21 protein-coding genes are annotated in these 23,856 nt (G+C 66.9%); 10 read left to right on the top strand and 11 right to left on the bottom strand.

Translation table 11 applies throughout. The features are described from left to right. Window positions 1-138 precede the first annotated feature (138 nt). From HLH45_RS04715 to HLH45_RS04695, 5 genes are all read left to right on the top strand, one after another. Window positions 139-1,329, top strand: a complete 1,191-nt coding sequence (locus HLH45_RS04715) for a sugar diacid recognition domain-containing protein (protein ID WP_008573108.1) — start codon at window positions 139-141, stop codon at window positions 1,327-1,329. Between the two features lie 112 nt (window positions 1,330-1,441). Further along, window positions 1,442-3,190, top strand: coding sequence for a sensor domain-containing diguanylate cyclase (locus tag HLH45_RS04710; protein WP_033478697.1), 1,749 nt, complete (start codon window positions 1,442-1,444; stop codon window positions 3,188-3,190). Between the two features lie 108 nt (window positions 3,191-3,298). Further along, the gene (locus HLH45_RS04705) at window positions 3,299-3,688 is read left to right on the top strand and encodes a DUF2628 domain-containing protein (RefSeq protein WP_008573104.1); all 390 of its coding nucleotides are present in this window, start codon (window positions 3,299-3,301) and stop codon (window positions 3,686-3,688) included. Window positions 3,689-4,353: 665 nt separating this feature from the next. Then, window positions 4,354-7,287 carry a TonB-dependent receptor domain-containing protein gene (locus HLH45_RS04700; RefSeq protein WP_008573101.1) on the top strand — a complete coding sequence of 978 codons (2,934 nt, stop codon included), beginning with the start codon at window positions 4,354-4,356 and terminating at the stop codon, window positions 7,285-7,287. Window positions 7,288-7,517: 230 nt separating this feature from the next. Beyond that, window positions 7,518-9,992, top strand: coding sequence for a GH92 family glycosyl hydrolase (locus tag HLH45_RS04695; protein ID WP_033478695.1), 2,475 nt, complete (start codon window positions 7,518-7,520; stop codon window positions 9,990-9,992). A gap of 249 nt (window positions 9,993-10,241) precedes the next feature. Here the strand turns inward: HLH45_RS04695 and HLH45_RS04690 are convergent, their stop codons facing one another. The 5 genes from HLH45_RS04690 to HLH45_RS04670 all read right to left on the bottom strand — a co-directional run bounded on the left by HLH45_RS04690 (window position 10,242) and on the right by HLH45_RS04670 (window position 14,654). Further along, entirely contained in the window at window positions 10,242-11,657 is a 1,416-nt protein-coding gene (locus tag HLH45_RS04690) for an amino acid permease (RefSeq protein WP_008573097.1), read from the bottom strand. A 215-nt stretch (window positions 11,658-11,872) separates the two neighbouring features. Next, a complete protein-coding gene (locus HLH45_RS04685) occupies window positions 11,873-12,253 on the bottom strand; it encodes a hypothetical protein (protein WP_008573095.1) in 381 nt (126 codons plus the stop codon). A gap of 119 nt (window positions 12,254-12,372) precedes the next feature. Then, window positions 12,373-12,993, bottom strand: coding sequence for a glutathione S-transferase family protein (locus tag HLH45_RS04680; protein WP_008573093.1), 621 nt, complete (start codon window positions 12,991-12,993; stop codon window positions 12,373-12,375). Between the two features lie 161 nt (window positions 12,994-13,154). After that, window positions 13,155-13,385 carry a hypothetical protein gene (locus HLH45_RS04675; protein ID WP_008573091.1) on the bottom strand — a complete coding sequence of 77 codons (231 nt, stop codon included), beginning with the start codon at window positions 13,383-13,385 and terminating at the stop codon, window positions 13,155-13,157. Window positions 13,386-13,721: 336 nt separating this feature from the next. Next, window positions 13,722-14,654 (bottom strand): LysR family transcriptional regulator, encoded by a 933-nt coding sequence (locus HLH45_RS04670; RefSeq protein ID WP_008573089.1) that lies wholly within the window; start codon window positions 14,652-14,654, stop codon window positions 13,722-13,724. Between the two features lie 95 nt (window positions 14,655-14,749). On the opposite strand from HLH45_RS04670, the gene HLH45_RS04665 reads away from it, so the two are divergent. From HLH45_RS04665 to HLH45_RS04645, 5 genes are all read left to right on the top strand, one after another. Next, on the top strand, window positions 14,750-15,757 hold the full coding sequence (locus HLH45_RS04665) for a zinc-binding alcohol dehydrogenase family protein (RefSeq protein WP_008573087.1): 1,008 nt from the start codon (window positions 14,750-14,752) through the stop codon (window positions 15,755-15,757). A gap of 184 nt (window positions 15,758-15,941) precedes the next feature. Then, on the top strand, window positions 15,942-17,474 hold the full coding sequence (gene rmuC, locus HLH45_RS04660) for a DNA recombination protein RmuC (RefSeq protein ID WP_014091563.1): 1,533 nt from the start codon (window positions 15,942-15,944) through the stop codon (window positions 17,472-17,474). Between the two features lie 191 nt (window positions 17,475-17,665). Beyond that, window positions 17,666-18,067 (top strand): hypothetical protein, encoded by a 402-nt coding sequence (locus HLH45_RS04655; protein WP_109290613.1) that lies wholly within the window; start codon window positions 17,666-17,668, stop codon window positions 18,065-18,067. Window positions 18,068-18,220: 153 nt separating this feature from the next. After that, window positions 18,221-18,772, top strand: coding sequence for a glutathione peroxidase (locus HLH45_RS04650; RefSeq protein WP_033478691.1), 552 nt, complete (start codon window positions 18,221-18,223; stop codon window positions 18,770-18,772). Window positions 18,773-18,830: 58 nt separating this feature from the next. Next, window positions 18,831-19,310, top strand: coding sequence for a nuclear transport factor 2 family protein (locus HLH45_RS04645; protein ID WP_008573078.1), 480 nt, complete (start codon window positions 18,831-18,833; stop codon window positions 19,308-19,310). Window positions 19,311-19,449: 139 nt separating this feature from the next. On the opposite strand, the gene HLH45_RS04640 is transcribed toward HLH45_RS04645, so the two are convergent. The 6 genes from HLH45_RS04640 to HLH45_RS04615 are packed head-to-tail and all read right to left on the bottom strand — an operon-like array spanning window position 19,450 to window position 23,555. Next, window positions 19,450-20,505, bottom strand: coding sequence for an MlaA family lipoprotein (locus HLH45_RS04640; protein ID WP_046932685.1), 1,056 nt, complete (start codon window positions 20,503-20,505; stop codon window positions 19,450-19,452). A 10-nt stretch (window positions 20,506-20,515) separates the two neighbouring features. Then, window positions 20,516-20,806 (bottom strand): STAS domain-containing protein, encoded by a 291-nt coding sequence (locus HLH45_RS04635; protein ID WP_008575279.1) that lies wholly within the window; start codon window positions 20,804-20,806, stop codon window positions 20,516-20,518. Next, window positions 20,796-21,458: an MlaC/ttg2D family ABC transporter substrate-binding protein gene (locus tag HLH45_RS04630; protein ID WP_008575277.1), complete on the bottom strand. Its 663-nt coding sequence runs from the start codon at window positions 21,456-21,458 to the stop codon at window positions 20,796-20,798. The genes HLH45_RS04635 and HLH45_RS04630 overlap by 11 nt, the downstream gene beginning before the upstream one ends. After that, window positions 21,455-22,000, bottom strand: a complete 546-nt coding sequence (gene mlaD, locus HLH45_RS04625; RefSeq protein ID WP_008575276.1) for an outer membrane lipid asymmetry maintenance protein MlaD — start codon at window positions 21,998-22,000, stop codon at window positions 21,455-21,457. The genes HLH45_RS04630 and mlaD overlap by 4 nt, the downstream gene beginning before the upstream one ends. Before the next feature lie 11 nt (window positions 22,001-22,011). Further along, window positions 22,012-22,761 (bottom strand): MlaE family lipid ABC transporter permease subunit, encoded by a 750-nt coding sequence (locus HLH45_RS04620; RefSeq protein ID WP_008575275.1) that lies wholly within the window; start codon window positions 22,759-22,761, stop codon window positions 22,012-22,014. Then, on the bottom strand, window positions 22,761-23,555 hold the full coding sequence (locus tag HLH45_RS04615) for an ABC transporter ATP-binding protein (RefSeq protein ID WP_008575273.1): 795 nt from the start codon (window positions 23,553-23,555) through the stop codon (window positions 22,761-22,763). Before HLH45_RS04615 ends, HLH45_RS04620 begins: the two co-directional genes overlap by 1 nt. Window positions 23,556-23,856 lie beyond the last annotated feature (301 nt).

Raw genomic sequence — 23,856 nt, 5'->3', positions numbered from 1 at the left:
TCCGCGCGAAGGCGGTCAGCGTTCTTCGCACCGATCCCGGGCATCGGCCGCAACTGCTCCCGTCACACACCTGCCGAACATCCGCGAAGCGAACATGCCACCGTGACCGCCCCTGATCGCGGCAACAGACCCCCGCCCATGCTCACGCTCGACCGCACCCTGGCGCAGTCCATTGTCGACCGCGCGATGACCATCATCGACGGCAACGTCAATGTGATGGACCACTCCGGCGTCATCATCGCCAGCGGCGAGCCGGCCCGGATCGGCCAGCTGCACGAAGGTGCGTTGCTGGTGCTGTCCCGGCAGGGCCGGGTGGAGATCGACGCCGCCCTGGCGCAGCAGCTGGATGCGGTGCGCCCCGGCGTCAACCTGCCGCTGATCGCCGAGGGCCGCATCGTCGGCTGCGTCGGGCTGACCGGCGACCCGCAGCGCATCGGGCAGCAGGCCGAGCTGGTGCGCATGGCCGCCGAAGCGATGCTGGAACAGGCCGGGCTGCTGCGCCTGCTGGCACGCGACGCGCGCCTGCGCGAAGAGGTCACGCTGGGCCTGATCCGGCCCGAGGGCCCGACCCCGGCGCTGGCCGGCTGGGCCGAGCGGCTCGGGATCGCGCTGGACCTGCCGCGCGTGGCCGCGGTGATCGAAGTGGAAAGCGATAGCCTGGACCTGGACGCGATGCTGGTGGAACTGCAGCGCCTGCACACCCTGCTGTCCACGCCCGAGCGCGGCAACCTGATCGCCGCCACCGCGCTCAACGAGCTGGTGGTGCTCAAGCCGGCACTGGACCGGCGTGGCCACTGGGACGTGGAGGAGCAACGCCGTCGGGTGCACAGCCTGCTCGAGCGCATGCGTGCCAGCAGCCGGCTGCGGATCCGGCTGGCCCTGGGCCAGTATTTTCCGCAGGCCAACGGCCTGGCGTTGTCGCACCAAATCGCGCGCACCACCATGCGCATCGGCAAGGCGCGCACCCCGCATGCCGACGCCTTCTTCTACGACGATTACCGCCTGCCGGTGCTGGTGGACGACCTGCGCCAGGCCTGGCAGGCCGAGGAATTGCGCAAGCCGCTGCAGGCACTGCTGGCGCAGGACCGTCGCAGTCAGTTGCTGAAGACCTTGTCGGTCTGGTTCGGCGCCGGCATGCGCATGGCCCCCACCGCCAAGACGCTGGGCATTCATCGCAACACCCTGGATTACCGCATGCAGCGCATCCAGGAACTGTGCGCGGTGGACCTGGGCAACACCGACGACTGCATGCGCCTGTACCTGGCGCTGCAGATGCGCCACGACAGCGCCGCAACCACGCCGAACACCGACGCGCACGCCCCCGACTGAGCGGCGCCACAACCGCCGCAACGCTGCCCTGTGCAGTGGCGCACGGAACGCCGCCTTGGCTGGTATGCGCAGTCCGCTAGACTGCGCGGATTGCCCGGCCGCGAGCGCTCCGTTGAACCAGTGCGATACCGTCGTGTCATCTGCGTCTAGCGAGGCCCAGCGCCTGGCACGTCTGGCGTTGTTGCAGGTGGTCGACACTGCCGCCGAGCCGTTCTTCGACGCGCTGGCCGCTGCCGCGCAGGCGATCGCCGGTACCCCCATCGCGCTGGTCTCGCTGGTGGACGAACATCGGCAGTGGTGGAAGGCCAACATCGGCCTGCCGGGGGTTTCGGAAACCCCACGCGAGCTGGCGTTCTGCGCCTACACCATCCAGGGCGATGCGGTGATGGAAGTGCGCGACGCGCCGGCCGACCCACGCTTCCACGACAACGCCCTGGTCACCGATGCGCCCGGTATCCGTTATTACGCCGGCGCCCCCATCGTGCTGCCGGATGGTTTACGCATGGGCACGGTGTGCGTGATCGACCAGCGCCCGCGCGCGCTGGAGCCGGCGCAGTTGCAGGCCTTGCAGCAACTGGCCAGGGTGGCCGCCGAAGGCCTGGAGCAACGCCGTGTGATGCTCGAGCGCGAGGCGGCCAATGCCCAGCTGCAGCAGCGGCTGCGCGAGAGCGAAGCGTTTCTGGAGCGCACCGGCCGGGTGGCCGGGGTCGGCGGGTGGGAGGTGGACGTGGCCAGCGGCACGCTGATCTGGTCGGACCAGACCTGCCGCCTGCACGATGTTCCGCCCGGTTACCGGCCCAGCCTGACCGAGGCGATCGGCTTCTATCCGCTGGAAGCGCGCGCGGTCATTACCGAAGCGGTCGAAGCCTGCGTACGGGACGGCACGTCCTGGGATCTGGAGCTGCCGCTGACCAGCGCCAACGGGCGGCGGCTATGGGTGCACAGCACCGGATCGGTGGAACACGTGGATGGGCGCATGCGCCTGATCGGTGCGGTCCAGGACGTGACCGACCGGCACCAGGCCGTGGACGCGCTGGCCGCCAGCGAGCGCAAGTTCCGCAAGATGTTCCAGTACAGCCTGGGCCTGATCTGCACCCACGACATGCATGGCCGGCTGGTCAGCATCAACCCGGCCGCCGCACGCTCGCTCGGCCGCAGCGTCGAGCAGATGGAAGGCCGCTCGCTGGTGGAATTCGTGCGCCCCGAGCGCCACGCCGCCTTGCGCGGGTACCTCTCGCGGATGGTGCTCGATGGCCAGGATTCGGGAGTGATCGAACTGGTGGCCGGCGACGGCAGCCTGCGCCATTGGCAGTACCACAACGTGCTGGACGTGGAATCCGACGCCACGGTGGTGCTGGCGCATGCCCAGGACATCACCAACCAGTACCGGCAGGAGAAGCAGCTGCTGGAATGGTCGTTCACCGACCCGCTGACCAACTGCTACAACCGCCGCTTCCTGGACGAACTGGACAAGCGCGACCCCAGCGTGCGCTGGGGCTGCATCGTGGTGGACCTGGACAAGTTCAAACTGGTCAACGACACCCATGGCCATCAACGCGGCGACGAGGTGTTGGTGCAGATGGCATGGTTCCTCAACCAGCCGCTGCGCACCCAGGACCGCCTGGTACGCCTGGGCGGCGACGAATTCCTGGTGTTGCTGCACCAGGCCACCCAGGCACAGCTGGATGCGTTGACGCGCGACTACATGGGGGCCATCGAGGACGCGCCGATCCGCTTCACCCTCGGCACCGCCCTGCGCCAGGACGGCGAAGCGCTGGCGGCGGTGGTCGATCGCGCCGACCACTCGCTGTACTCGCTGCGCCGCGCCCGCCGCGGCACCGGCACCAGCGACCAGCGCTGAGCCTGCGCACACCCGGAAGCTGCACCGAACCCAGGTGACCGGCTGAAATGCGTGCCGATGAATACGCGATCACCTATCATGTAAACGTTTACAACTACATGGATTGGAATGGATACCTTCGATCGCACCCAGCTCAGCCCCAAGTGGCAATTCCGCTTCGCCTTCTTCGACCGTCACGGCGGTCCCAGGGACCCTGCCTACAAAGAGGCGCTCAAGACCCTGCCGTTCGGGGAGAAGCTCAAGGTGGGCATGAACTTCTACGCGTTGTTCTTCGGCTTCATCTATTTCTTCATCCTGGGCCTGTGGCGCAAGGCGCTGGGCCTGATCGGCGTCGGCCTGGTGGTCGGCATCGTAGCCTCGTTCCTGCCCGCATCGATCGGTAACGCGCTGAGCATTCCACTGGCCCTGCTGGCCGGCATGAGCGCCAACTACGCCTACTACCTGGACAAGGTGAAGGGCAGCACCAGCTTCAACCCGTTCGAAGGCATGCGCTGGTAAGCCACCGTCGGGCCGCGGCCCCCCCCACCGACGCCCTGCCGCCAAGCCCGGTCCTGTGACCGGGCTTTTTTGTGGGCCAAGCGCGCCGACCTGAGGACAAACGTGTGGGCATCCTTTGCATGCCAGATGGCAGAGGATCGCGGGAGAAGCACATCCAATCCTCGCCGTACGCGACTCATGCCGCGCGGGCACAGACGCGATCGCAGCAACGCCAGGATTTGAGAATAGGCCTCGCTGCACGGCCATGCGTCCTGGGCAGCCTCCCGCGCACGCTGCGAGCAGGGCGGCGCAGAGCACCCTCCGATCCGGCAGCGCCACGGCTGGCGCAACGGCGTTTGGCCCTGGAAATGGGTGCAGGACCAACTGCCATCCGGGCAGCGTCGGAAGTCACAGCCGGGCTCATCCGTTAGCGAAGCTGGCAAGGCATCTGGGTTCGATACTCCAAACCATTGATCCAAAAGACGTCTCTACCTCGAAGACGCGCTTGAGACCGCCCGGATTGTTGCGTCGCGGCGTGGTGTGGGTGCTGCCGCATGCTTAATCTTTGCCAACAAATGACACACTGCCCTGCTAGGTTTAGATCGATCCAAGCGCGCCAATCGCCCGCAAGTGTTTGAAAAGACATTGTCTTTCCGTCGCACCATCACCCTCGACGAGACGCTTGAATGACCGCTTTCCGCCATTGCCGCCACACCCGCCTGTCGCAGGCGCTGCTGCTCGCATCACTGTCGCCCCTGGCTGGCCTGGCCCAGCAGACCCCCGCTCCGCAACAGCTGGACGCGGTCACCGTCACCGGCTCGCGCATCAAGCGCGTGCAGGCCGAAGGCCCGGCGCCGGTGCAGATCATCGGCGCCGACGAGATCCGCGCCCAGGGCTTCACCACCGTCTACGACATGCTCGGCACCCTCAACCAGGCCATCGGCACGGTGGAGGCGGACGTCAGCTGGGGCTCGCATACGCCCAATGCCAGCCCGCTCAACCTGCGCAACCTCGGCCCCAACCGCAGCCTGTTGCTGGTCAACGGCCGCCGCGTGGCCGATTACCCGTTGCCGTACAACGGCCAGAGCAACGTTTCCAACTACAGCAACATCCCGGCCGCGGCGGTGGACCGGGTGGAAGTGCTCACCGGCGGCGCCTCGGCCATCTACGGCTCGGACGCGATCGCCGGCGTGGTCAACGTGATCCTCAAGCAGAACTACAGCGGCGATCAGTTCCGCATGCGCGGCGGCACCTCCACCGAGGGCGGCCGCGACACCGCCGACGTGTCCTGGGCCGGCGGGCGCACCGGCGACCACTGGAGCGTGACCTACGCGCTGCAGTACACCAGCCGCGACCCGCTGTTCGGCCGCGATCGCCCGCAGATGGACGACGCCAGCGATGCGCCCTACAGCGCCTGGACCACCGAACAGCGGCGGGTGGGGTTTCGCCCCAGCAGCGGCATTGCGCTGATCGACAATGCCACCGGCACCCGCCAGGCGCCGCCGCCCGGTGCCTGCGATCAGTTCGGCGGCGAGTACTACCTGGCCGACCGGCTGCTCTACAACCGCAATACCGGTGTCACCACCAATACCGGCCAGCTGTGCGGGCTGAGCGCCGACTACGGCCAATGGCTGCTGCGCAGCGGCAGCAAGGACCTGTCCGGGTATCTGTACGGCACCTGGGAGTTCGGCAACGGCGTACAGGCCTGGACCAACCTGGCGGTGTTCGACTCCGAAGCGCAGTGGGGCACCTCGCCGCCCTATGTGCAACTGCCGGCCGGGCTGGACTATCCGGCCTTTTTCGATACCGCCAGCGGCCAGCAGCTGATCGGCGTGCGCCAGTTCACCGCCAGCGAGGTCGGCAGCCAGGCCGGCCTGCGCAACCGCAATCGCGAGCGCTCCTGGGACATCAGCGCCGGGCTGCGCGGCACCCTGGCCGACGGCCGCTTCGACTGGGAAGCCTCGCTGGGGCGCTCGTACTACCGGGTACAGGAGCGCATTTCCACGGTCGATTGGCAGCGCGCCAACGACTACTTCCTGGGCCCGCAGCAGGGCACGGTGGACGGGCTGCCGGCCTACACGCTGGACCGCGCGCGCTGGTGGACCCCGCTGACGCCAGGCCAGTACGCGCAGATCGGCGCGCATTCGGTCAACCGCGCCGCGTCCTGGGTCAACCAGGGAGCGCTCAGCCTGAGCGGTCGGCTGTTCGAGGGCTGGGCCGGGCCGGTCGAATTCGCCGCGGTGCTGGAAGCGGCCCAGCAAGGGTATCGGCTCAATCCGGACCCGCGTGCCAATGTCGATTACGAAGTGCAGAACGTCGACCGCGGCGGCGGCGAGCGCACCCGCTACTCGGGCGGCCTGGAGTTCGGCGTGCCGTTGACCGCCACGCTCACCGCCACCCTGGCCGGCCGCTTTGATCGCTATGGCGACTACACCGCATTCAACGACGCCGCCGACCAGTTGGACATCGGCACCCAGAAGGAATCCACCTGGAGCGCCGGCCTGCAGTGGCGGCCGATCGACAGCCTGCTGCTGCGCGGCAGCTACGCCACCAGCTTCCGCGCCCCGGACATGCATTACTTGCTCGGACAACCCAGCTCGGCGCAGGTGCGCACGCTCGACCAGTACCGCTGCATCGCCAGCGGTGCCTACCAGATCAACAACTGCACCGGCGACAACACCGAGGTGACTTATCCCTTCGCGATCAATCGCCGCGGCACCCCGGATCTGGAGTCGGAACTGGGCAATTCCTGGACGGTGGGGTTTGTCTGGGATGCGTTCGAGAACCTGTCGTTGACCGCCGACTTCTGGCGCATCCATCTGGAAGAAGAGATCCGCGACATCGATGAAACCACCATCCTGCGCGACGAGGCCGGCTGCCGCACCGGGCTGACCATCACGCCTGGGCAGGCCTGGTCCAACCCGGGCGGCGCCGATTACTGCGCCTCGATCCTGGCGCGCGTGCAGCGCAATGCGGCCGGCGCCATCACCGCCATCGAGCGCGGGCCGATCAACCTGGCCCAGCGCGATGTCAGCGGCATCGACCTGTCGGCGCGCTACCAGCTCAAGACCGGTGTCGGAGATTTCCAGATGGGGCTCGACTACACCAACCTGCGCTCGATGCGCGAGCAGACCTACCGTACCGACCCCAACCCCGAGCGCCGCGACCGCGACATCCGCAGCAAGCTGCGCGGCAGCGTGAGCTGGCTGTACGGCAACTGGAATGCCACCGTCTATGGCGATCGCGTCGGCGCGGTGCCGGGCGTGCGTTCGCACTGGGGCCTGGACCGGCTGGACAACCCCGGCGGCTGCGTGCCGTTTGCCGATGGCGGCGTGCCCGACGACCGCGCCAACTGCACCGACACCGATCCGGCCAGCCCCACCTTCGGCCAGAGCACCCGCAAGTACTACGGCCGCATCGGCCCGGCCATCACCTGGAATATCAATGTCGGCTACCGCATCACGCCGGCGATGAAGCTCAACCTGTACGTCAACAACGTTTTCAACAGCACCGGCTACAACCACAAGGATCCGTACAAACTCGATTACGAGTTCTATAACAGCCGCCTGTTCAGCCCGGTCGGGCGCGAGATCGCGGCAGAATACGTGTTCGATTTTTGAAGCGCGCAATCGGCGACGCGTGCGTCGGATATGGACAGGTGGTGTTTGCGGCATCGTCCGGGCACGCAAGATGCCTGTCGATTCGGGGCACGGCCAAAACGCACGACGATGCCGGCGCTTGGTGTCTCGTGTTGCGCGCACGTGTCGTGCGTCGGTCGCTGCGCATCGCAGCGGCGGGCACGCGCCTTCCACCTGCGGCTTTGGCCGCCCTCTCCCCCAAGGGGTTCTGCATGCTGTCAGTCGTACCGCCCAACCGTTCCACCGCGCGTGCTGCGCGCACGCCGTTCTGGCGCCGCGCCGCGGTCGGTCTGTGCCTGCTTGGCGTGGCCATGTCCGGCCCGCTGGCCGCGCAAGACCCGGCGCAGGTCAACACCTTCATCGGCAGCAAGGACGACGGCAATACCTATCCGGGCGCCTCGGCGCCATTCGGCCTGATCCAGGTCAGCCCGATCGGCGCGCACTACGCCGGCTGGCGCTATGACGACCCCAGCATTCGCGGCTTCGGCCATTCGTTCCTGTCCGGCGCCGGCTGCTGGGAGCAGGGCGGCCAGGTCTCGGTGCTGCCGGTGACCGGCCGCATCGGCCCCGGCGGCCACTTCGACACCAACGATGCCAAGGCCTTCGACCAGAAACGCTATGCCGCGCGCTACACGCACGATGGCGAAGTCGGCCAGGCCGGCTATTACAAGGTGCGGCTCACCGATTACGGCGGCATCGACGCCGAAGCCAGCGCGCTGACACGCGCCGCGACCGAGCGCTACACCTTCGCGCCGGGCGCCGACACCGGCCATGTGCTGGTCAACGTGGCGCAGGCCAACGACCGCCATGTGGTGATCGGCAGCCAGGTGCAGATCGTCGGCGACCGCGTGGTCGAGGGCAAACTGACCACGCAGAGTTTCTGCGGCGGCCACGAATACACCACCTGGTTCCGGCTGGAATTCGATCGCCCGTTCACCGCGCATGGCGTCTGGGGCGAAGAGGGCGGTGTGCCCGGCGCGCGTCACGGCATGGGCGGCGAACTCAAACCCAACGGCGCCTGGCTCAGCTTCCCGCTGGGCAAAGACAAGCGCGCGCGTGCGGTGACCGTGGTCAGCGCCATCTCGCATGTGGATGCGCAAGGCGCCCGCAGCAACCTGCGTGCCGATGGCATGCAGGGCGGCAAACTGCTCAGTCTTGAACAGATGCGCCAACGCGCGCAGCAGGCCTGGCGCAATGCGTTGGCCAGCATGCAAGTGGAAGGCGCCAGCAACGACGAGCGTTCCGTGGCCTATACCGCGCTGTATCACGCCTTGCTGCAGCCGCTGACCGGCAGCGATGCCGATGGCCGCTATCGCGGCTACGACGATGCGATCCATCGCGCCGATGGCTGGACCTACTACGAGTATTTTTCGCTGTGGGATACCTACCGCTCGCAAAACCAGCTGCTGGCCTTGCTGCAGCCAACGCGCGCGCGCGACATCGGCCGCTCGTTGCTGGCGATCCAGCAGCAAGGCGGCTGGCTGCCGCGTTGGGGCTATGCCAACTTCGACACCAACATCATGACCGGCGACCCGGTCACCCCGTTCCTGGTGGATCTGTGGCGCTTCGGCGCGTTGCAGGGCAGCGAGGCGCAGGCGTATGCAGCGCTGCGCCAGAATGCCTTCGGCCAGCCGCCGATCAATTCGCGCCACGCCGGGCGCTCGGGCAATGCCAACTATCTGGCCAACGGCTTCGTGCAATACGACCGTGCGTTTCCCTCCAAGGGCATGGACGTGGACCCGCATCACGGTGGCTCGGCCACGCTGGAATACGCGCTGGCCGATTGCGCGCTCGCACAGATGGCGCAAGCGCTGGGCCACGGCGATGACAGCGCGCAGCTGCGCAAACGCGGCGGCAACTGGCACAACGTCTGGGATGCGGATGTGCGCGATACCGAGACCGGCTTTGCCGGCTTCCCGCGCCCGCGATTGGAAGACGGCAGCTGGTATGCGCCATCCGACGATCGCTACAGCCCACGCTCCGAGCACGGCTTCCACGAAGGCACCGCCTGGCAATACCAGTGGCTGGTGCAGCAGGACATCCCCGGCATGCTGCAGGCCATGCATGGCCGCGAACACACCGGTAAACGCCTGGACGCCTTCTTCGCCTACGACGATCTACTGAAAGATCCGCTCACTGCCGCACGCACGCACTGGGTGGTCGGCCCGTACAGCTATTACAACCAGTACCGCTACAACCCCAACAACGAACCGGACCTGCACGCACCGTGGATGTACACGCTGATCGGGCAACCATGGAAGACCGCCACCGTGGTGCGCGCCGCGCAGCAGTTGTTCACCAATGCGCCCAACGGCGTCACCGGGAACGACGACCTTGGCACCATGTCGGCCTGGTATCTGTTCAGCGCGCTCGGCCTGTATCCGGCAGTGCCGGGTAGCGGGCAATTCCTGCTGCATGCGCCGCGTTTCAAGCGGGTCACGCTGAATCTGGGCAACGGCAAGCGCCTGCGCATCGACGCGCCCGGGGCCAACGGCCGCGCGCTGCAATACGTGGACAGCGTGCGTTGGAATGGAAAGCCGCAGCCGCAGGTGTTCCTGGATTGGGCGCAGCTGCAGCAGGGCGGCACGCTGTCGTTTGCGCTCACCCCGCAGGCGCCCACCCAAGGCTGGGGTACGCAAGCGGATGCATTGCCCACTTCATTCTGCGCCACACCTCAGGCGCAGTAACACCACGGCGGTTGAAGCCCTCTCCCTGCGGGGCGAAAAGGCACAGCTTGCGCGCTACTGGCGCGCGTGGCTTGGAGCGCCCGCGCCGCAAGCGCGGGCTGGGGCGCGGAGCGGGGGGTGGGGTGAGGGGTACGGGGCAAAGCCCTCGCGTTATCGCACTGCGCGCGGCTACGCCCGCACCCTCATCCGGCGCTACGCGCCACCTTCTCCTCCATGAAGGGGAAGAAGGTCCCGAAGAGAGAAGGACGCTCAGCCCGCCTGATTCAACCGGCTATTGCGTCGCCCATATGCCAGGTACACCACCAAGCCCAGCGCATTCCATAGCAGGAACCAGACCTGCGTCTTGCTCGGCAAACTCCAGAACAGGTACAGACAGCCGCCGATCGCCACCGGTCCCACCACCCACGCCAGCGGCGTGCGGAAGGCGCGCGCGCGGCCGGGCTCACGCACGCGCAACACCAACAGGCAAGCCGCCACCGCGGTGAATGCGGCCAGCGTGCCGGCATTGGCCAACGCGGCAATTTCGTCCAGCCGGGCCACCCCCGCCAGCGCTGCCACCAGCACCGCGGTGAACAGCGTGATCGCCACCGGCGTGCCGGTGCGTGCATTGACCTTGGACAGGCCGCGCGGCAACAAGCCATCGCGCGACATCACGAAGAAGATGCGGCTCTGCCCGTACAGGAACGCCAGCAACACCGTCGGCAACGCAATGATCGCCACCGCACCGATCACCAGGGCCGCCTTGCCTTGGCCGAGTTCGCGCAGGATCAGCGCCAACGGCTCGGGGCTCTTGCCGAACACGGTAAAGCTCATCGCACCCACCGCCGCCAGCGCCACCAGCACATAGATCAAGGTGCAGCCGATCATCGAACCGACGATGCCGATCGACAGATCGCGTCCGGGGTTCTTGGTTTCTTCGGCGGCGGTGGAAATCGCATCGAAGCCATAGAACGCGAAGAAGATGATGGCCGCCGCTGCCATCACGCCGCGCTCCACGCCATCGGGACCCATTGCCTTGGAGAAGCCATACGGCATGAACGGCTGCAGGTTGGCGCTGTTGAAGGCCGGCAGCGCAATGGCCACGAACACGCCCAGCGCGATGATCTTGAACACCACCAGCACCGCATTGAGCGTGGCGCTTTCCTTGGTGCCGGCCATCAACAGGCCAGCCACCAGGAAGGTGATCACCACCGCCGGCAGGTTCACGATGCCGCCGGCATGCGGCCCGGCAATGAGTTCATGCGGCAAGCCCACTCCCAGCCATTGCAGGAACCCGACGAAATAGCCCGACCAGCCGACCGCCACGGTGCTGACCACCAGCGAGTATTCCAGCACCAGGCTCCAGCCCACCACCCAGGCAATGCTCTCGCCCAGCGCGGTGTAGCTGTAGGTATACGCACTGCCGGCAGCCGGCATCATCGTGGCCATCTCCGCATACGCCAGCGCCGCGCAGGCGCAGACGATGCCGGCCGCCACGAACGACAGCAGCACCGCGGGGCCGGCCTTGTCGGCGCCCACGCCGATCAGCGTGTAGATACCGGTACCGACGATGGCGCCGATGCCCAGCGCGATCAGATGCGGCCAGCTCAGGCTGCGGACCAGTTGCCGGCCAGTCTCGTGCACGGTGACCTGATCGATGGATTTGCGCCTGAGCCAAGACGACATGCGGACCTCGCAGGAATCAAAAGAATGCGCGAGTGTCGCCCAACGCAGCGCAGCAAAGCTATCGGTCCAAGGTCATGCGGTGGCTATGCCCGGGCAAGGTGGGCACGCGATGGCATCAACTGATGCGCGGCGCATCGTGCCTATCCTTGGCCAAGCACCACCATCCATCACGGCGTGCGCGATCGACGGCACGCGTTCGCCCACCACACTTCCGCTCACTCAATCGAGGCGCGATGCGGCGGGCGCGCGTTGCGATAGATCAGCTGCACCGCCCAGGCACCGGCAAGCCCAACCACACCGGCAGCGAAGTGGCTCCAGTCCAGCACCCGCGGCGCCGCGCCATTGGCGTCATGGCCCCACAGGTTGAACCACAGCAGCACCAACGCGGTGATGCCCATGCCCATCCAGAACCACAGCCGGGTTCCGCCGATCGCATAGATCAGAAACGGCAACGCCGCTCCGATCAGAAAATGCACCGGGAAAAAATACGCCGTGCCGTAGGGGCGCATCAGGTACCAGACGATCGCTGCGAACGTGCCCAGAAAAACGAACAGGCCAAGCGCCAGCAGGCGGGTTTGGTTGGTGGCAGTGGTCATCGGCAAGTCTCGCAAAAGCAGACCCTCACCCTACCCATGCCCAGGTCAATGCAGTGCGAGCGTGCTGCATGCATCGCTTCGGCGGTCTGGTTCGCTTCGCACAAAGGCGACGTGCAGCATCACGGTGCCGTGCAGCCATGGCGCTGAAATCCGGCGCGTGTCTGCAAGTATGCGTAATACGCCGCCACCGCAGGCAATGCCGCATGCGCGATGGGGCTGGCGACCCAGCGCTGTGTCGACACCCCCAGTACGATGTCGGCAAGCGTAAAGCATGCGCCCAGGACGAACGGACCGCCGCGCTGCAGCTGCGCATCGAGGATCGCCATGTGGCGGTTCCACTGCTCCACGCTCGCCGCAATCGCCTGCGCATCGGTATGCGCGGCGCTGCCACGCACGGTGGCCATGAATGCGTAGCGCCAGGCGGTATTGAGTTCGGTGGCCTGCCAATCCATCCATTGCTCGACCAATGCGCGCGCGGCGGGCGCGGCCGGCAGCAGATCATCGCGTTGGCTGCGCGCGGCCAGGTAGCGGCAGATCGTGTTCGATTCCCACAGCACCAGTTCACCCGCGCGGATGACCGGCACCAGCGCATTGGGGTTGAGTGCGCGAAATTCCGGCGTCTGCACCGACGCAAAACCGCTGCCATAGGCATGCAGCGTGTAGTCCAGCCCCAGCTCATCGCACAACCACAACACTTTGCGCACATTGATCGAGCTCGGCTTTCCGTAGATCTCCAGCATGTGTTCCTCAGTGACGCGCGTAATGGCCGGCCGTTGGCGGTGGTGATCCGTGCTGCCTGCAACCCCGCACGCGCCTTGTGCAGCGCGTGCAGCCGAGTGCATCCATGCACGCTGCGGTCAGTCGCAGAGCGGTGCATTCTCGCCGCTGCACTCTTGCGCCGCTACAGCTCGATCTTGCCCGCGTATGCATCGCGCACGGTCTGGCTGATGTAGGTGCTCAGCCCGCGTCCGGCCGTGGCAAGCCGCTGCATGGTCGCGACCGCCTCGGCACCGGCGCTATCGGCGGTATACACATAGGTCTCGCCGCTGCGAAAGCGCACGGCGATGGCGTCGTCGGCCAGCGCGTAGGCCACCACGCCCGAGTGGCCGTCGCGATTGCCATAGCGCTGCATGCGAACCGGGCGGGGTGCGGTCATGCCGGCAGGCTAGAACCGCTGCAGTGATGGGCGCTTCAACGAACACGGCAATAACGCGCTACAGCCCGCAGGCCATGCGACATCGAAACAGGTGTGCTGGCCATTTCAGCGTCATGGCGCAGCCGTGCAGCCACCGTTTGCACGCCGGCCACGCGAGGGCCGCCGTGATGGCAGGTACCGCGCGTGTGGCAGATGGCGCAGCGCATGCAGGTGTGGCGCGTGGATGATGTGCGTTCGCGCGCGCATCGCATCGACCGCCGGCCTTCTGTCTAGCCAAGCGATCGCGCCGATCGCGCCACTGCGATCACCGCATCACCCCATACCAGCCCCATCGGCCTGCAGCGGGTACAACGCCGTCAGCGCCTGGCAGCGCTGCGCAAACAGCGCATGCAATTGCCGGATCGCCGGCGAAAACTGCTTGCGGTGCGGGCACACCAGCTGCAGCGGCAGCCGATCGCCGCACTCGGGCAACAGCGCCTCCAGCCGCCCGGCCTGCACGTCTGCGCACACATCCAGCCACGACTTGTAGGCAATGCCTTCGCCGGCGACTGCCCAACGCCGCACCACATCGGCGTCGTCGCACAGCATCGCCCCGCGCACCGGCACCACGTGGCGGCGGCCCTCCAGGTCGAATTGCCAGCGGTCGTAGGCGCGCCCGGCCAGCACGTACAGCAGGCAGGCGTGCTCGCGTAGCGCATCCAGCGTGGCGGGGCGCCCGTGGCGCTGCAGGTAGGCGGGCGCGGCCACCAGTACGCGGCGGTTGTCCGGTGCCAGCGGCAATGCCACATGCTCTGCATCGTCGATACGGCCGAGCCGAAATGCCACATCCACCGGCGCGCGATACAGGTCGGCCACCTGATCGGACAGGTGCAGGCGCAGGGTCAGCTTCGGGTGCGCGGCGCGGAATTCGGTCAGCCACGGCAGCAGCACGTTGCGGCCCAGGTCCGACGGCGCCGTCACCTGCAGCAGCCCCTGCAGCGCACTGTCGGCGCCCCGCACATGCTCGCGCCCGTCGCGCAGCAACTCCAGCACGCCGCGCGCATAGGGCAGGTACTGCTCGCCCTCGGCGGTCAGCCGCAGGCTGCGCGTAGACCGGGCGAACAGACGCAGATCCAGCGCGCGTTCCAGCCGGGCCACCGCCGCGCTGGCCTGTCCCGGCAACAGATCGGCCTCGCGCGCTGCGCTGGAAAAACTGCCCAGCGCCGCGGTCCGCACGAACAGCGCCAGGTCGTCGAAGCGGACCATCTTCACTCCAGTGGTGAAAGTGCTTGTGCAGTTTGCCGGTTTTTTCGTGAATCCAGGTGGTTGACGATGCAACTCCCTCCCGCACGACGCCTGCCATGAAAGCCATCGCCTACCCGCAACACGGCCTGCCCATCGACGATGCGCGCGCGCTGATCGAACTCGAGCTGCCGCTGCCCACCCCCGGCCCGCGCGACCTGCGCGTGCGCATCCACGCCGTGTCGGTCAACCCGGTCGACACCAAGGTGCGCAGCAACGCGGCGGTGGATGCCCCGCGCGTGCTGGGCTGGGACGCCAGCGGCGTGGTCGATGCGGTCGGCGAGGCGGTCAGCCTGTTCCGCCCCGGCGATGCGGTGTACTACGCCGGCGCGCTGACCCGCCCGGGCACCAATGCCGAGTTCCACCTGGTGGACGAGCGCCTGGTCGGGCGCAAGCCGGCCACGCTCGACAACGCTGCGGCCGCCGCATTGCCGCTCACCGCCATCACCGCCTGGGAGCTGCTGTTCGACCGGCTCGGCATTGCCGAAGGCGGCGGCGAAGGCCAGGCATTGCTGGTGGTCGGTGCGGGCGGGGGCGTGGGCTCGATCCTGGTGCAGCTGGCGCGCACGCTGACCAAGCTGACCGTCATCGGCACCGCCTCGCGCCCGGAAACCCAGGATTGGGTGCACGCACTCGGCGCGCATCACGTGATCGACCACAGCCAGCCGCTGGGCGAGGGCCTGCAGCGGATCGGCATCGCGCAGGTGCAGCACGTCGCCAGCCTCACCCACACCGACCAGCACTTCGCCCAACTGGTCGAGGTGCTGGCCCCGCAAGGTCAGCTGGCGCTGATCGACGACCCGGCCACGCTGGACGCGCTGCCGCTCAAGCGCAAGAGCCTGTCGCTGCACTGGGAGCTGATGTTCACCCGCTCGCTGTTCGAAACCCAGGACATGATCGCCCAGCACCATCTGCTCAATCGCGTCGCCGAGCTGGTGGATACCGGCGTGCTGCGCACCACCCTGGGCGAGCACTACGGCCGCATCACCGCCGACAACCTGCGCCGCGCCCACGCCGCGCTGGAATCGCACCGCACCCGCGGCAAGCTGGTGCTGGAAGGCTTCTGAGCGCAGAGGCCTCACGCACGACAGCGCTCTGGCATGGCCGCTGTCGTGCAGCCGCACCCTTCAGCGTTGGCACGCGATCGCCGCTGGCCAAGATCCGCGACGCAGCTATTGCGACAGGCGCCGCTACACTGCGCGCATGTCATCTCAATCCCTGATCCTTCTCGGGCTGCTTGTCGTAGTCCTCGTGTTGCAGCTGCTGGCGCTGCTGCGACGTCCGTCCACCACCGCGCTGGAACATGCACTGCGCGCCGAGCAACGCGATGGCCGCGGCGAATTGCGCGAGCAACTCGAAGGCCTGGCGCGGCAGCAGGACGCCCGCCTGGAAACCTTCGCGCGCAACCTCACCGAGTTGTCCACGCGCACCGACCAACGCCTGGACCTGCTGCGCGACGCGCTCGGCGAAGACGCCCGCAAGGCGCGCGAAGAAAGCGGCCTTGCACAACAACGCACCGGCGAGCTGCTGACCCTGCGGCTCACCGAATTGCGCACCCAGCTCGAAGGCTTCGGCCAGCAACAGGAAACCCGCATCCACGTGTTCGGCCAGCAACTGACCGAGCTGATCGCGCGCACCGATACGCACATGGCCGCGCTGCGCGACGCGCTGGCCGAAGACGCCCGCAAGGGCCGCCAGGAAGCCGGCCAATCGCAACAACGCTTCACCGAAGCGCTGGGCCAGCGCTTGAACGAACTCACCCAGCGCAACGAACTGCGCATCGGCGAGATGCGCGCCACGCTCGAGCAACAGCTGGCCAACCTGCAACACGACAACGCCAGCAAGCTCGAATTGATGCGCGCCACCGTCGATGAAAAACTGCAGACCACGCTTAACACACGCCTGGATGCCTCGTTCAAGCTGGTCTCCGAACGGCTGGAACAGGTGCAACGCGGCCTGGGCGAAATGCAGCAGCTGGCCACCGGCGTGGGCGACCTCAAGCGCGTGCTCACCAACGTCAAGGACCGCGGCGGCTGGGGCGAAGTGCAGCTGGACAACATCCTCGAGCAGACGCTGACGATGGAGCAATACGCCCGCGGCGTGCGGGTCAAGCCCGACAGTGCCGAAGCGGTGGATTTTGCGATCCGCCTGCCCGGACGCGGCGACGAGCAGGTGGTCTGGCTGCCGGTGGACGCCAAGTTCCCGCGCGAGGACTACGAACGCCTGATCGACGCGCAGGAAAAGGGCGACCTCGACGCGATCAAGCAGTCGACCGTGCAACTGGAACGCGCCATCCGCATCCAGGCCAAGTCGATCAGCGACAAGTACGTCTGCCCGCCGCACACCACCGATTTCGCGGTGATGTTTTTGCCCACCGAAGGGCTGTATGCCGAAGTGATCCGCCGTGCCGGCCTGGTCGATCTGCTGCAGCGCGAACACCGCGTGGTGCTGGCCGGCCCCACCACGTTTACCGCCTTGCTCAACAGCCTGCAGATGGGCTTTCGCACGTTGGCGATCGAAAAGCGCTCCAGCGAGGTCTGGCAGGTGCTGGGCGCGGTGAAGAGCGAGTTCGGCAAGTTCGCCGGCATTCTGGAAAAGGCCGAGCGGCAGATCAGCACCGTCGGCAAGAGCCTGGGCGAAGCCAGCCGCAAGACCCGCACCATCGAACGCCGCCTGCGCGGGGTGGAAACCCTGGCCGGCGAGCAATCGCAGGCGCTGCTGGACGATGGCAGCGACGACACCGGCACCAGCAGCGAAGACGACAGCACCGACGAGCAGGCGTGATTGGCTGCAGACGCCGATGCATGGCCTGCGCAGGCGACAGCACACGTAGGAGCGCACCCGGGCGCGAGCCGCTTTACCGATAACGCTTCATCGCGCCCGGGTACGCTCCTACGAATGCAGGTTTGCGGCACGTGCTTGCGCCGATCGCCAGCACATCGTGCAGACATCGCCACCGCGATGCTTGCATCCACCTGATTCAAGACGAGAGTTTCAACATGGCGACCCGATGGATCCACGCAGGGCTCTGCGCGCTGCTGCTGACTGCCTGCAGCAATGCGCCAACCGCCTCCCCTGCCTCGCCAGCCGCGCAGGCCCCTGCTGCACAGACGAGCGCCGACGCCGCTGCCTGCACCGCAAAGGGTGGCCAACTGCGGCCGGTCGGCCGCATGCAGATTCCGCGCTGCATCGTGCCGTATGCCGATGCCGGCAAGACCTGCACCGACAACAGCGATTGCAGCGGCGACTGCCTGGCCACCAGCATCGTGCCGAACGGCGCGGCGGCCACCGGGACCTGTCAGCGCGACAGCGATCGTTTCGGTTGCCGCCAGGAGGTGGTCGGCGGCAAGGGCCAGGCGGCGTTGTGCATCGATTGAGGGCTTCGAAAATGGCCGGACGCGTGTCCTGGCCGGTCAGCCGTTCGGCCCGTGGGCGTCGCTGCAGACAACTGCCAGCCGCGTGAGCCAGCGGCATCGCTCGCTCCACCCTGGCCGTTTATGCTCTCGGCTCTACCTGTCCAGGACGCATCGATGAGCCAGACGCTGTACGACATTCCCGTGACCCGCATCGACGGCCAGCCCACCACCCTGGCCGACTACCGCGGCAAGGTGCTGCTGGTAGTCAACGTCGCCTCCAAGTGCGGCCTGACCCCGCAGTACGATGGCCTGGAAGCGCTGTATCGCGACAAGCGCGCACAGGGCCTGGAAGTGCTGGGGTTTCCGGCCAACGACTTCAACGGCCAGGAGCCGGGCAGCGAAGCGGAAATCGCGCAGTTCTGCCAGCTCACCTACGATGTCACCTTCCCGATGTTTGCCAAGATCGCCGTCACCGGCGACCAGACGCACCCGCTGTATCGCGCACTGACCAGCACGCACCCGCACACCACCGGGGACGGCCCGATGCGCGAAAAACTGGCCGGCTACGGCATCGCCCCCAACCCCGCGCCCGGGGTGGTGTGGAACTTCGAAAAATTCCTGATCGGCCGCGACGGCACGATCATCGACCGCTTCGCTCCGGATATTCCCGCCGACGATGCACGCCTGCGTGCGGCAGTGGATGCGGCGCTGGCCACCCACGCATAGCGCGCTGGCGGCATTGCGATGACGCGTCACGTTCTTATCGGGAGCCAGGGAACAGGCAATGACCTTCAATCACTTCTTCAGCTCTTCAATGCTCGCGTTGTCGATGGTGACTGGCTGCTCGCACATGCCCGGTACGGCGTCCACCCCTGACACGCAGGCAGCGCGGTACATCGTCGACTGTTCTCGCGACTGGGCAGAGTCTGTCGTGACAGGAGATCGGTCAAAGCGCAGGATTTACTTTGCCGACGACTTCATCGGGACTGACACCAAGGGCCGCAGATACGATAAATCCCAGGTCACTCGCGAGACCGGTCCTGCCAAACAGATCATGTCCAACACACTCGACGAGATCAACGTCAGATTCTTCGGAGAGACCGCAATCGCGCACGGGAGCGAAACGTGGACCCGTAAAGACGGGTCTACGGGCCGGTATGTCTGGACCGATATCTGGATCAAGCGGAGTGGTCGGTGGCAAATCATCGCTGCACAGGATGCAGCGGTACCGGTACCGACACCGCCTCGCAACGACGGCACCTAGCACTGCTGTCACACCGAGGCGCTTGGCAACGCGGGCGTTCGTCGTGACGTCGCAACGGGTCCGCCTGGTGCCCAACACACAAAAAGCCCGGGATCGCTCCCGGGCTTTTACATTCATCACTCGCCAAAACCCTAACCGCTCAACGCACCCAGTTCGGGATCGGCATGGCGTTACCCGGCACGGTATTGTCCTTGTCGTCGCGCAGGTATTCCGGCAGCTCGTTGTTCTTTTCGCGATGGCTGCGCAGATCGCGGGTGATCTGGTAATTGCGGCGCTGCATCCACGCATCGCGGGTCAGCGCGTATTCGTCCGGCGCCTGGTCGCGCAGCGAATCCAGCGACATCAGCTGCGCGCGCGTGTCCACCAGCTGCAAGCCCTGCAGGGCGAAGCGCGTACCGCCGTCGTCCACCTGGCGAATCCACGACAGCGGAATATCGCCCGCCAGCCCGAAGGTGTCGCGCACGGTGCGCGGGCCGAACAACGGCAGTTCGAAGTAACGCGAGTTACGCCAGCCCCACGCGCCCAGCGTCTGGCCGAAGTCTTCGCTGCGCCGCGGGATGCCGGCCGCCGAGGCGGGGTCGAACAGCCCAGCCACACCCAGGGTGCTGTTCATCACAAAGCGCCCCAGCGACTGCATTGCATGGACCGGGTGGCCTTGCAGCAGCTGGTTGACCATGGTCAGCGGCGTGCCCAGGTTGTCGAAGAAGTTGGTCACGCCCAGACGCGCCGGGCTCGGCACCACCTTGGTGTAGGCCGTCGCCAACGGACGCGCCACGCCGCGGTCCACCGCCATGTTGAAGCGGTGCATGCCGCGGTTGTAGCGCTCCCAGGGGTCGTATGCCGGCGCCGCGCCCGGTTGTGCCGGCGCACCGTTGGCACCTGCTTGCGGGGTGGTCGGGCCATACAGCGCGTCGAAATCGCTTTCGGCATCGGTGGGCGCGCCTGCAGCGGCGGTGCCGGTACCCGCCGCGGCCTGCGAATCGGCAGGAGCAGCAGCGCTCGCCGGCACCGCGTCCGGGGCGGCCATCCCGGCGGCGGCCGGCTGCGCGGTCACTCCGGCATCGTCGCGTACCGGCGCCTCGGTCGCAGGCGCGATGGCGGTACCGCCCGACGGCGGTGCGGATTTGGGCGCCTGGCTGGCGCAGGCACCCAGCAGCAGGCTGGCCAACAACGGAAGAGAACGGAACTGGTTCATGGGCTGGCGCTCAGGCCTGAAAATCGAGAGTGGGGGACAACCGGTAGGCGGCGCGCAATTCGTCCAGACCGGACGCCTCGCCCACCACCGCGCCGCTGCCGGCTTGGCGTAACCGGGCAGCCAGTTCGGCCAGCATCGCCACGCCGGCACTGTCCAGGCGTTGTACACCCGACAGGTCCAGCGTGCGCGCGCCATCCAGCTGTGCGATCGCCTGCGGCCAGGCCGCGGTGACCGCCGCACGGTCGAGCACGCCGGCAATGACCAGCGCATCGCCCGTGCGTTGCACGGTATCAGTTGCCATTGGCCGGTGCCGTACCGACCTGCAGGTTGCCGCTACGCAGCTCGGCGGCCACCTTGGCGATGCCCTTTTCGCGCAGCGGGCCGTCGAACTGGGTCTTGAAGGTCTGCACGTAGGAAATGCCTTCGATCATCACGTCGAAGATCTTCCACTGGCCGCCGGTATTGCGCATCAGGTAGTCGACCGGGGTCGGGTCGTTGCCGGCACGCAGCAGGTCGGTGGAGACCTTGACGCCGCGGTTGCCCGGCAGCGCGCTCTCGGACTTGGCGCGGAAGGTCGGCTTGCCTTCGAAATTCAGCAGCGCGGTGCCATACCGCTGCATCAGGTTGTCGGCCAGCGCATCGGCAAACAGCTTGACGTCGGCATCGGAGGCGCCACGGCCATGCACGCCCAGCACCAGGCGGGCCGAGTAGTCGCGGTCGAAGGCCTTGTTCAATTCGCCATTGATGAACTGACGCAGCGCCGCCGGATTGCTGCGGAACTCGGCACGGCGCTGGTCCAGCGTGCTCAGGATGCGGGTGCTGCTGTCGATGACGGTCTTGGTCGCTGCGCCCTGCGCAGGTGCGCTGGCAGCGGCCGGCTGCGCCAGCACGGTGACCGGTGCGCACACCAGCAGGGTCGAGGCCAGGACGGCAGAAAGCACAGTGGTCTTCATTGGTGTGGTTCCGTAGAGGGAGGAGCGGTTTGGGCAGGCGCAGGCGCCTGGCCGTTGGCGGCGGCCGGGGCATTGCTGCCGCCACCGCCACCACTGAACATGTATTTGCCAACCAGCTGCAGCAGATCCACCGCCGGCTGGGTGAAGCCGATTTCGTCGCCCGGCTTGAGGGTGTCCGGGTCGCCGCCCGGCTGCAGCCCGATATAACTCTCGCCCAGCAAGCCGCTGGTGAAGATGCCGGCCGAGGTGTCGGCCGGCAGGTCCTTGTATTTGGTATCCAGCGACAGGGTCACGATCGAATCGAACTTGGTCGGGTCCAGGCTGATGTTGGACACCTTGCCGATGGTCACCCCGCCGATCTTTACCGGTGCCTGCGCGCGCAGCTGGCCGATCTGGCTGAAGCGGGCGGTCAGCGTGTACTGGCTGGAGCCAAAGCCCCAGCGCTGGTTGGTCGAGGCCACCGCCAGCACCAGCAGCGAGGCCAGGGTCAGCAGCAAAAAGGCGCCGACGGCGAATTCGAGTCGTGGTCCACGCATGGCCATAGTTATTCCACTCACCTAAACAACATTGCAGAAAGGACGAAGTTGAACATCAGCACCAGCAACGAGGCATTCACCACCGCGCGGGTGGTGGCGACCGAGGTGCCTTCGATGGTCGGTTCGGCATGGAAGCCCACGTAGGCGGCAACCAGTGCAGCGGTGCCGCCGAAAATCGCCGACTTGAGCATCGCCACGCCGAAGTCGTCCCAGACGTCCACGCTATTGCTCAGCCCGGACCAGAACGTGCCGTTGTCGATCCCCAGCACATGCACCGCTTCGAAATAGCCACCGGTGATGGCCAGCGAGCAGAACACGCCGGTGAGCAACGGCACCGTCAGCACCGCCGCCCAGAAGCGTGGCGCCACGGCCTTGGCCACCGGGTCGATGGCCATCAGCTCCAGCGCCTTGATCTGGTCGGTGGCGCGCATCAGGCCGAGCTCGGCGGCGATCGAACTGCCGGCGCGGCCAATGAACAACAAGGCGGTCAGCACCGGCGCCAGTTCGCGATACAGCGACAGGCCCAACAAGGTGGACAACGCATCGGACGCACCGTAGGTGGTGAGCGTGCGGTAGCCCTGCAAGGTCAGCACCAGGCCGACGAAGGCGCCGCCCACCGCAATGATCGGCAGCGAGCGCGCGCCGACCTTGTAGATCTCGCGGACCAGTTCGGCCATGAAATCGCGCGTGGGCAGCGAGCCGCGCAGCACCGTCAGCGAAAACAGCCCGGCGCGGCCGAAGGCGCGAATGGAATCGGCGAAGGCCATCAGGCAGCACTCCGGTCGCGGCGCGGGGCGGCATCGAAGGCGATCGGGCCGTCCGGCTGGCCGTGCAGGAATTGCTGCACTAGCGGGTCGGTACTGTCCTGCAGCTGCGCCGGCGTGCCGGCGAACACGATGCCGCCATTGGCGATCACCACCGCCTGGTCGCAGATCGGCAGCGTCTCGTGCACATGGTGGCTGACGATGATGCTGGTCAGCCCCAGGCTGTCGTTGAGGCGCTGGATCAGGCTCATGATCACGCCCGAGGCGATCGGGTCCAGTCCGGTCAGCGGCTCGTCGTAGATCATCAGCGGCGGGTCCAGCGCCAGCGCGCGCGCCAGTGCCACGCGCCGTGCCATGCCGCCGGACAACTCGCGCGGCCAGGCATCGGCTGCGGCCAGCAGGCCCACTGCATGCAACTTCATCTGCACCAGGCGCTGCAGCACCGCTGCCGGCAACCGCGTGTGGGTGCGCAGCGGCAGTGCGACGTTCTCGGCCACGCTGAGGTCGGTGAGCAGGCCATTGCCCTGCAGCAGCACGCCGACGTTGCGACGCATCTCCAGCAACGCGCGGCTGCCGGTGGGAATGGGATTGCCGAACAACGTGACCGTGCCTGCGACCGGGCGCAGCTCGCCGGTCAGCGCCGCCAGCATGGTGGATTTGCCGCTACCGGACGGACCGAGCACGGCCGTGATGCTGCCGCGTGGCACCTCCAGCGACACATCGCGCAGGATCGTGCGCCCGCCGCGATCGATGCGGACACCGGACAACTGCACGACAGGGGAAGTGGAAGCCGTCATCGGTGCCTTTAACAAAATTACAACGCGATAGAGTAGCCCGTGCACCGCTGAACATAACCAGACTGGCGCGTGCAGTATTGTCGCATTCACCGAAGGGCGATGTGCGGGTTGCGTGTCGCTGTCTGCGTAACAGCGTGTCCTGCAACGCAACCAGGCCCACGCATACGGGCGTGATCGGCAAACGTACGCTGCGGTAGGGACGTAAGCGACGTTGCCACAGCACGCAGTGTGTACCTTGAGACTGGCAGGTGCCCCTGGTCGTCTTGCCTGTCGCAGTTGCGCAACGATCTGCCTAGCATGT

Source organism: Xanthomonas euvesicatoria, assembly GCF_013112235.1.
GTDB lineage: Bacteria > Pseudomonadota > Gammaproteobacteria > Xanthomonadales > Xanthomonadaceae > Xanthomonas > Xanthomonas euvesicatoria.
This window is presented reverse-complemented; position numbering and strand designations above follow the sequence as displayed.

What these genes read in the sequence shown, in the direction of transcription:
- HLH45_RS04700 (WP_008573101.1), top strand. Translation starts at nt 4,354, where the DNA reads ATGACCGCTTTCCGCCATTGCCGCCACACCCGCCTGTCGCAGGCGCTG.
- HLH45_RS04705 (WP_008573104.1), top strand. Translation starts at nt 3,299, where the DNA reads ATGGATACCTTCGATCGCACCCAGCTCAGCCCCAAGTGGCAATTCCGC.
- HLH45_RS04645 (WP_008573078.1), top strand. Translation starts at nt 18,831, where the DNA reads ATGACCTTCAATCACTTCTTCAGCTCTTCAATGCTCGCGTTGTCGATG.
- HLH45_RS04680 (WP_008573093.1), bottom strand. Translation starts at nt 12,993, where the DNA reads ATGCTGGAGATCTACGGAAAGCCGAGCTCGATCAATGTGCGCAAAGTG.
- HLH45_RS04685 (WP_008573095.1), bottom strand. Translation starts at nt 12,253, where the DNA reads ATGACCACTGCCACCAACCAAACCCGCCTGCTGGCGCTTGGCCTGTTC.
- mlaD (WP_008575276.1), bottom strand. Translation starts at nt 22,000, where the DNA reads ATGGCCATGCGTGGACCACGACTCGAATTCGCCGTCGGCGCCTTTTTG.
- HLH45_RS04640 (WP_046932685.1), bottom strand. Translation starts at nt 20,505, where the DNA reads ATGAACCAGTTCCGTTCTCTTCCGTTGTTGGCCAGCCTGCTGCTGGGT.
- HLH45_RS04620 (WP_008575275.1), bottom strand. Translation starts at nt 22,761, where the DNA reads ATGGCCTTCGCCGATTCCATTCGCGCCTTCGGCCGCGCCGGGCTGTTT.
- HLH45_RS04695 (WP_033478695.1), top strand. Translation starts at nt 7,518, where the DNA reads ATGCTGTCAGTCGTACCGCCCAACCGTTCCACCGCGCGTGCTGCGCGC.
- HLH45_RS04630 (WP_008575277.1), bottom strand. Translation starts at nt 21,458, where the DNA reads ATGAAGACCACTGTGCTTTCTGCCGTCCTGGCCTCGACCCTGCTGGTG.
- HLH45_RS04665 (WP_008573087.1), top strand. Translation starts at nt 14,750, where the DNA reads ATGAAAGCCATCGCCTACCCGCAACACGGCCTGCCCATCGACGATGCG.
- HLH45_RS04675 (WP_008573091.1), bottom strand. Translation starts at nt 13,385, where the DNA reads ATGCAGCGCTATGGCAATCGCGACGGCCACTCGGGCGTGGTGGCCTAC.
- HLH45_RS04715 (WP_008573108.1), top strand. Translation starts at nt 139, where the DNA reads ATGCTCACGCTCGACCGCACCCTGGCGCAGTCCATTGTCGACCGCGCG.
- HLH45_RS04690 (WP_008573097.1), bottom strand. Translation starts at nt 11,657, where the DNA reads ATGTCGTCTTGGCTCAGGCGCAAATCCATCGATCAGGTCACCGTGCAC.
- HLH45_RS04615 (WP_008575273.1), bottom strand. Translation starts at nt 23,555, where the DNA reads ATGACGGCTTCCACTTCCCCTGTCGTGCAGTTGTCCGGTGTCCGCATC.
- HLH45_RS04635 (WP_008575279.1), bottom strand. Translation starts at nt 20,806, where the DNA reads ATGGCAACTGATACCGTGCAACGCACGGGCGATGCGCTGGTCATTGCC.
- HLH45_RS04650 (WP_033478691.1), top strand. Translation starts at nt 18,221, where the DNA reads ATGAGCCAGACGCTGTACGACATTCCCGTGACCCGCATCGACGGCCAG.
- HLH45_RS04670 (WP_008573089.1), bottom strand. Translation starts at nt 14,654, where the DNA reads ATGGTCCGCTTCGACGACCTGGCGCTGTTCGTGCGGACCGCGGCGCTG.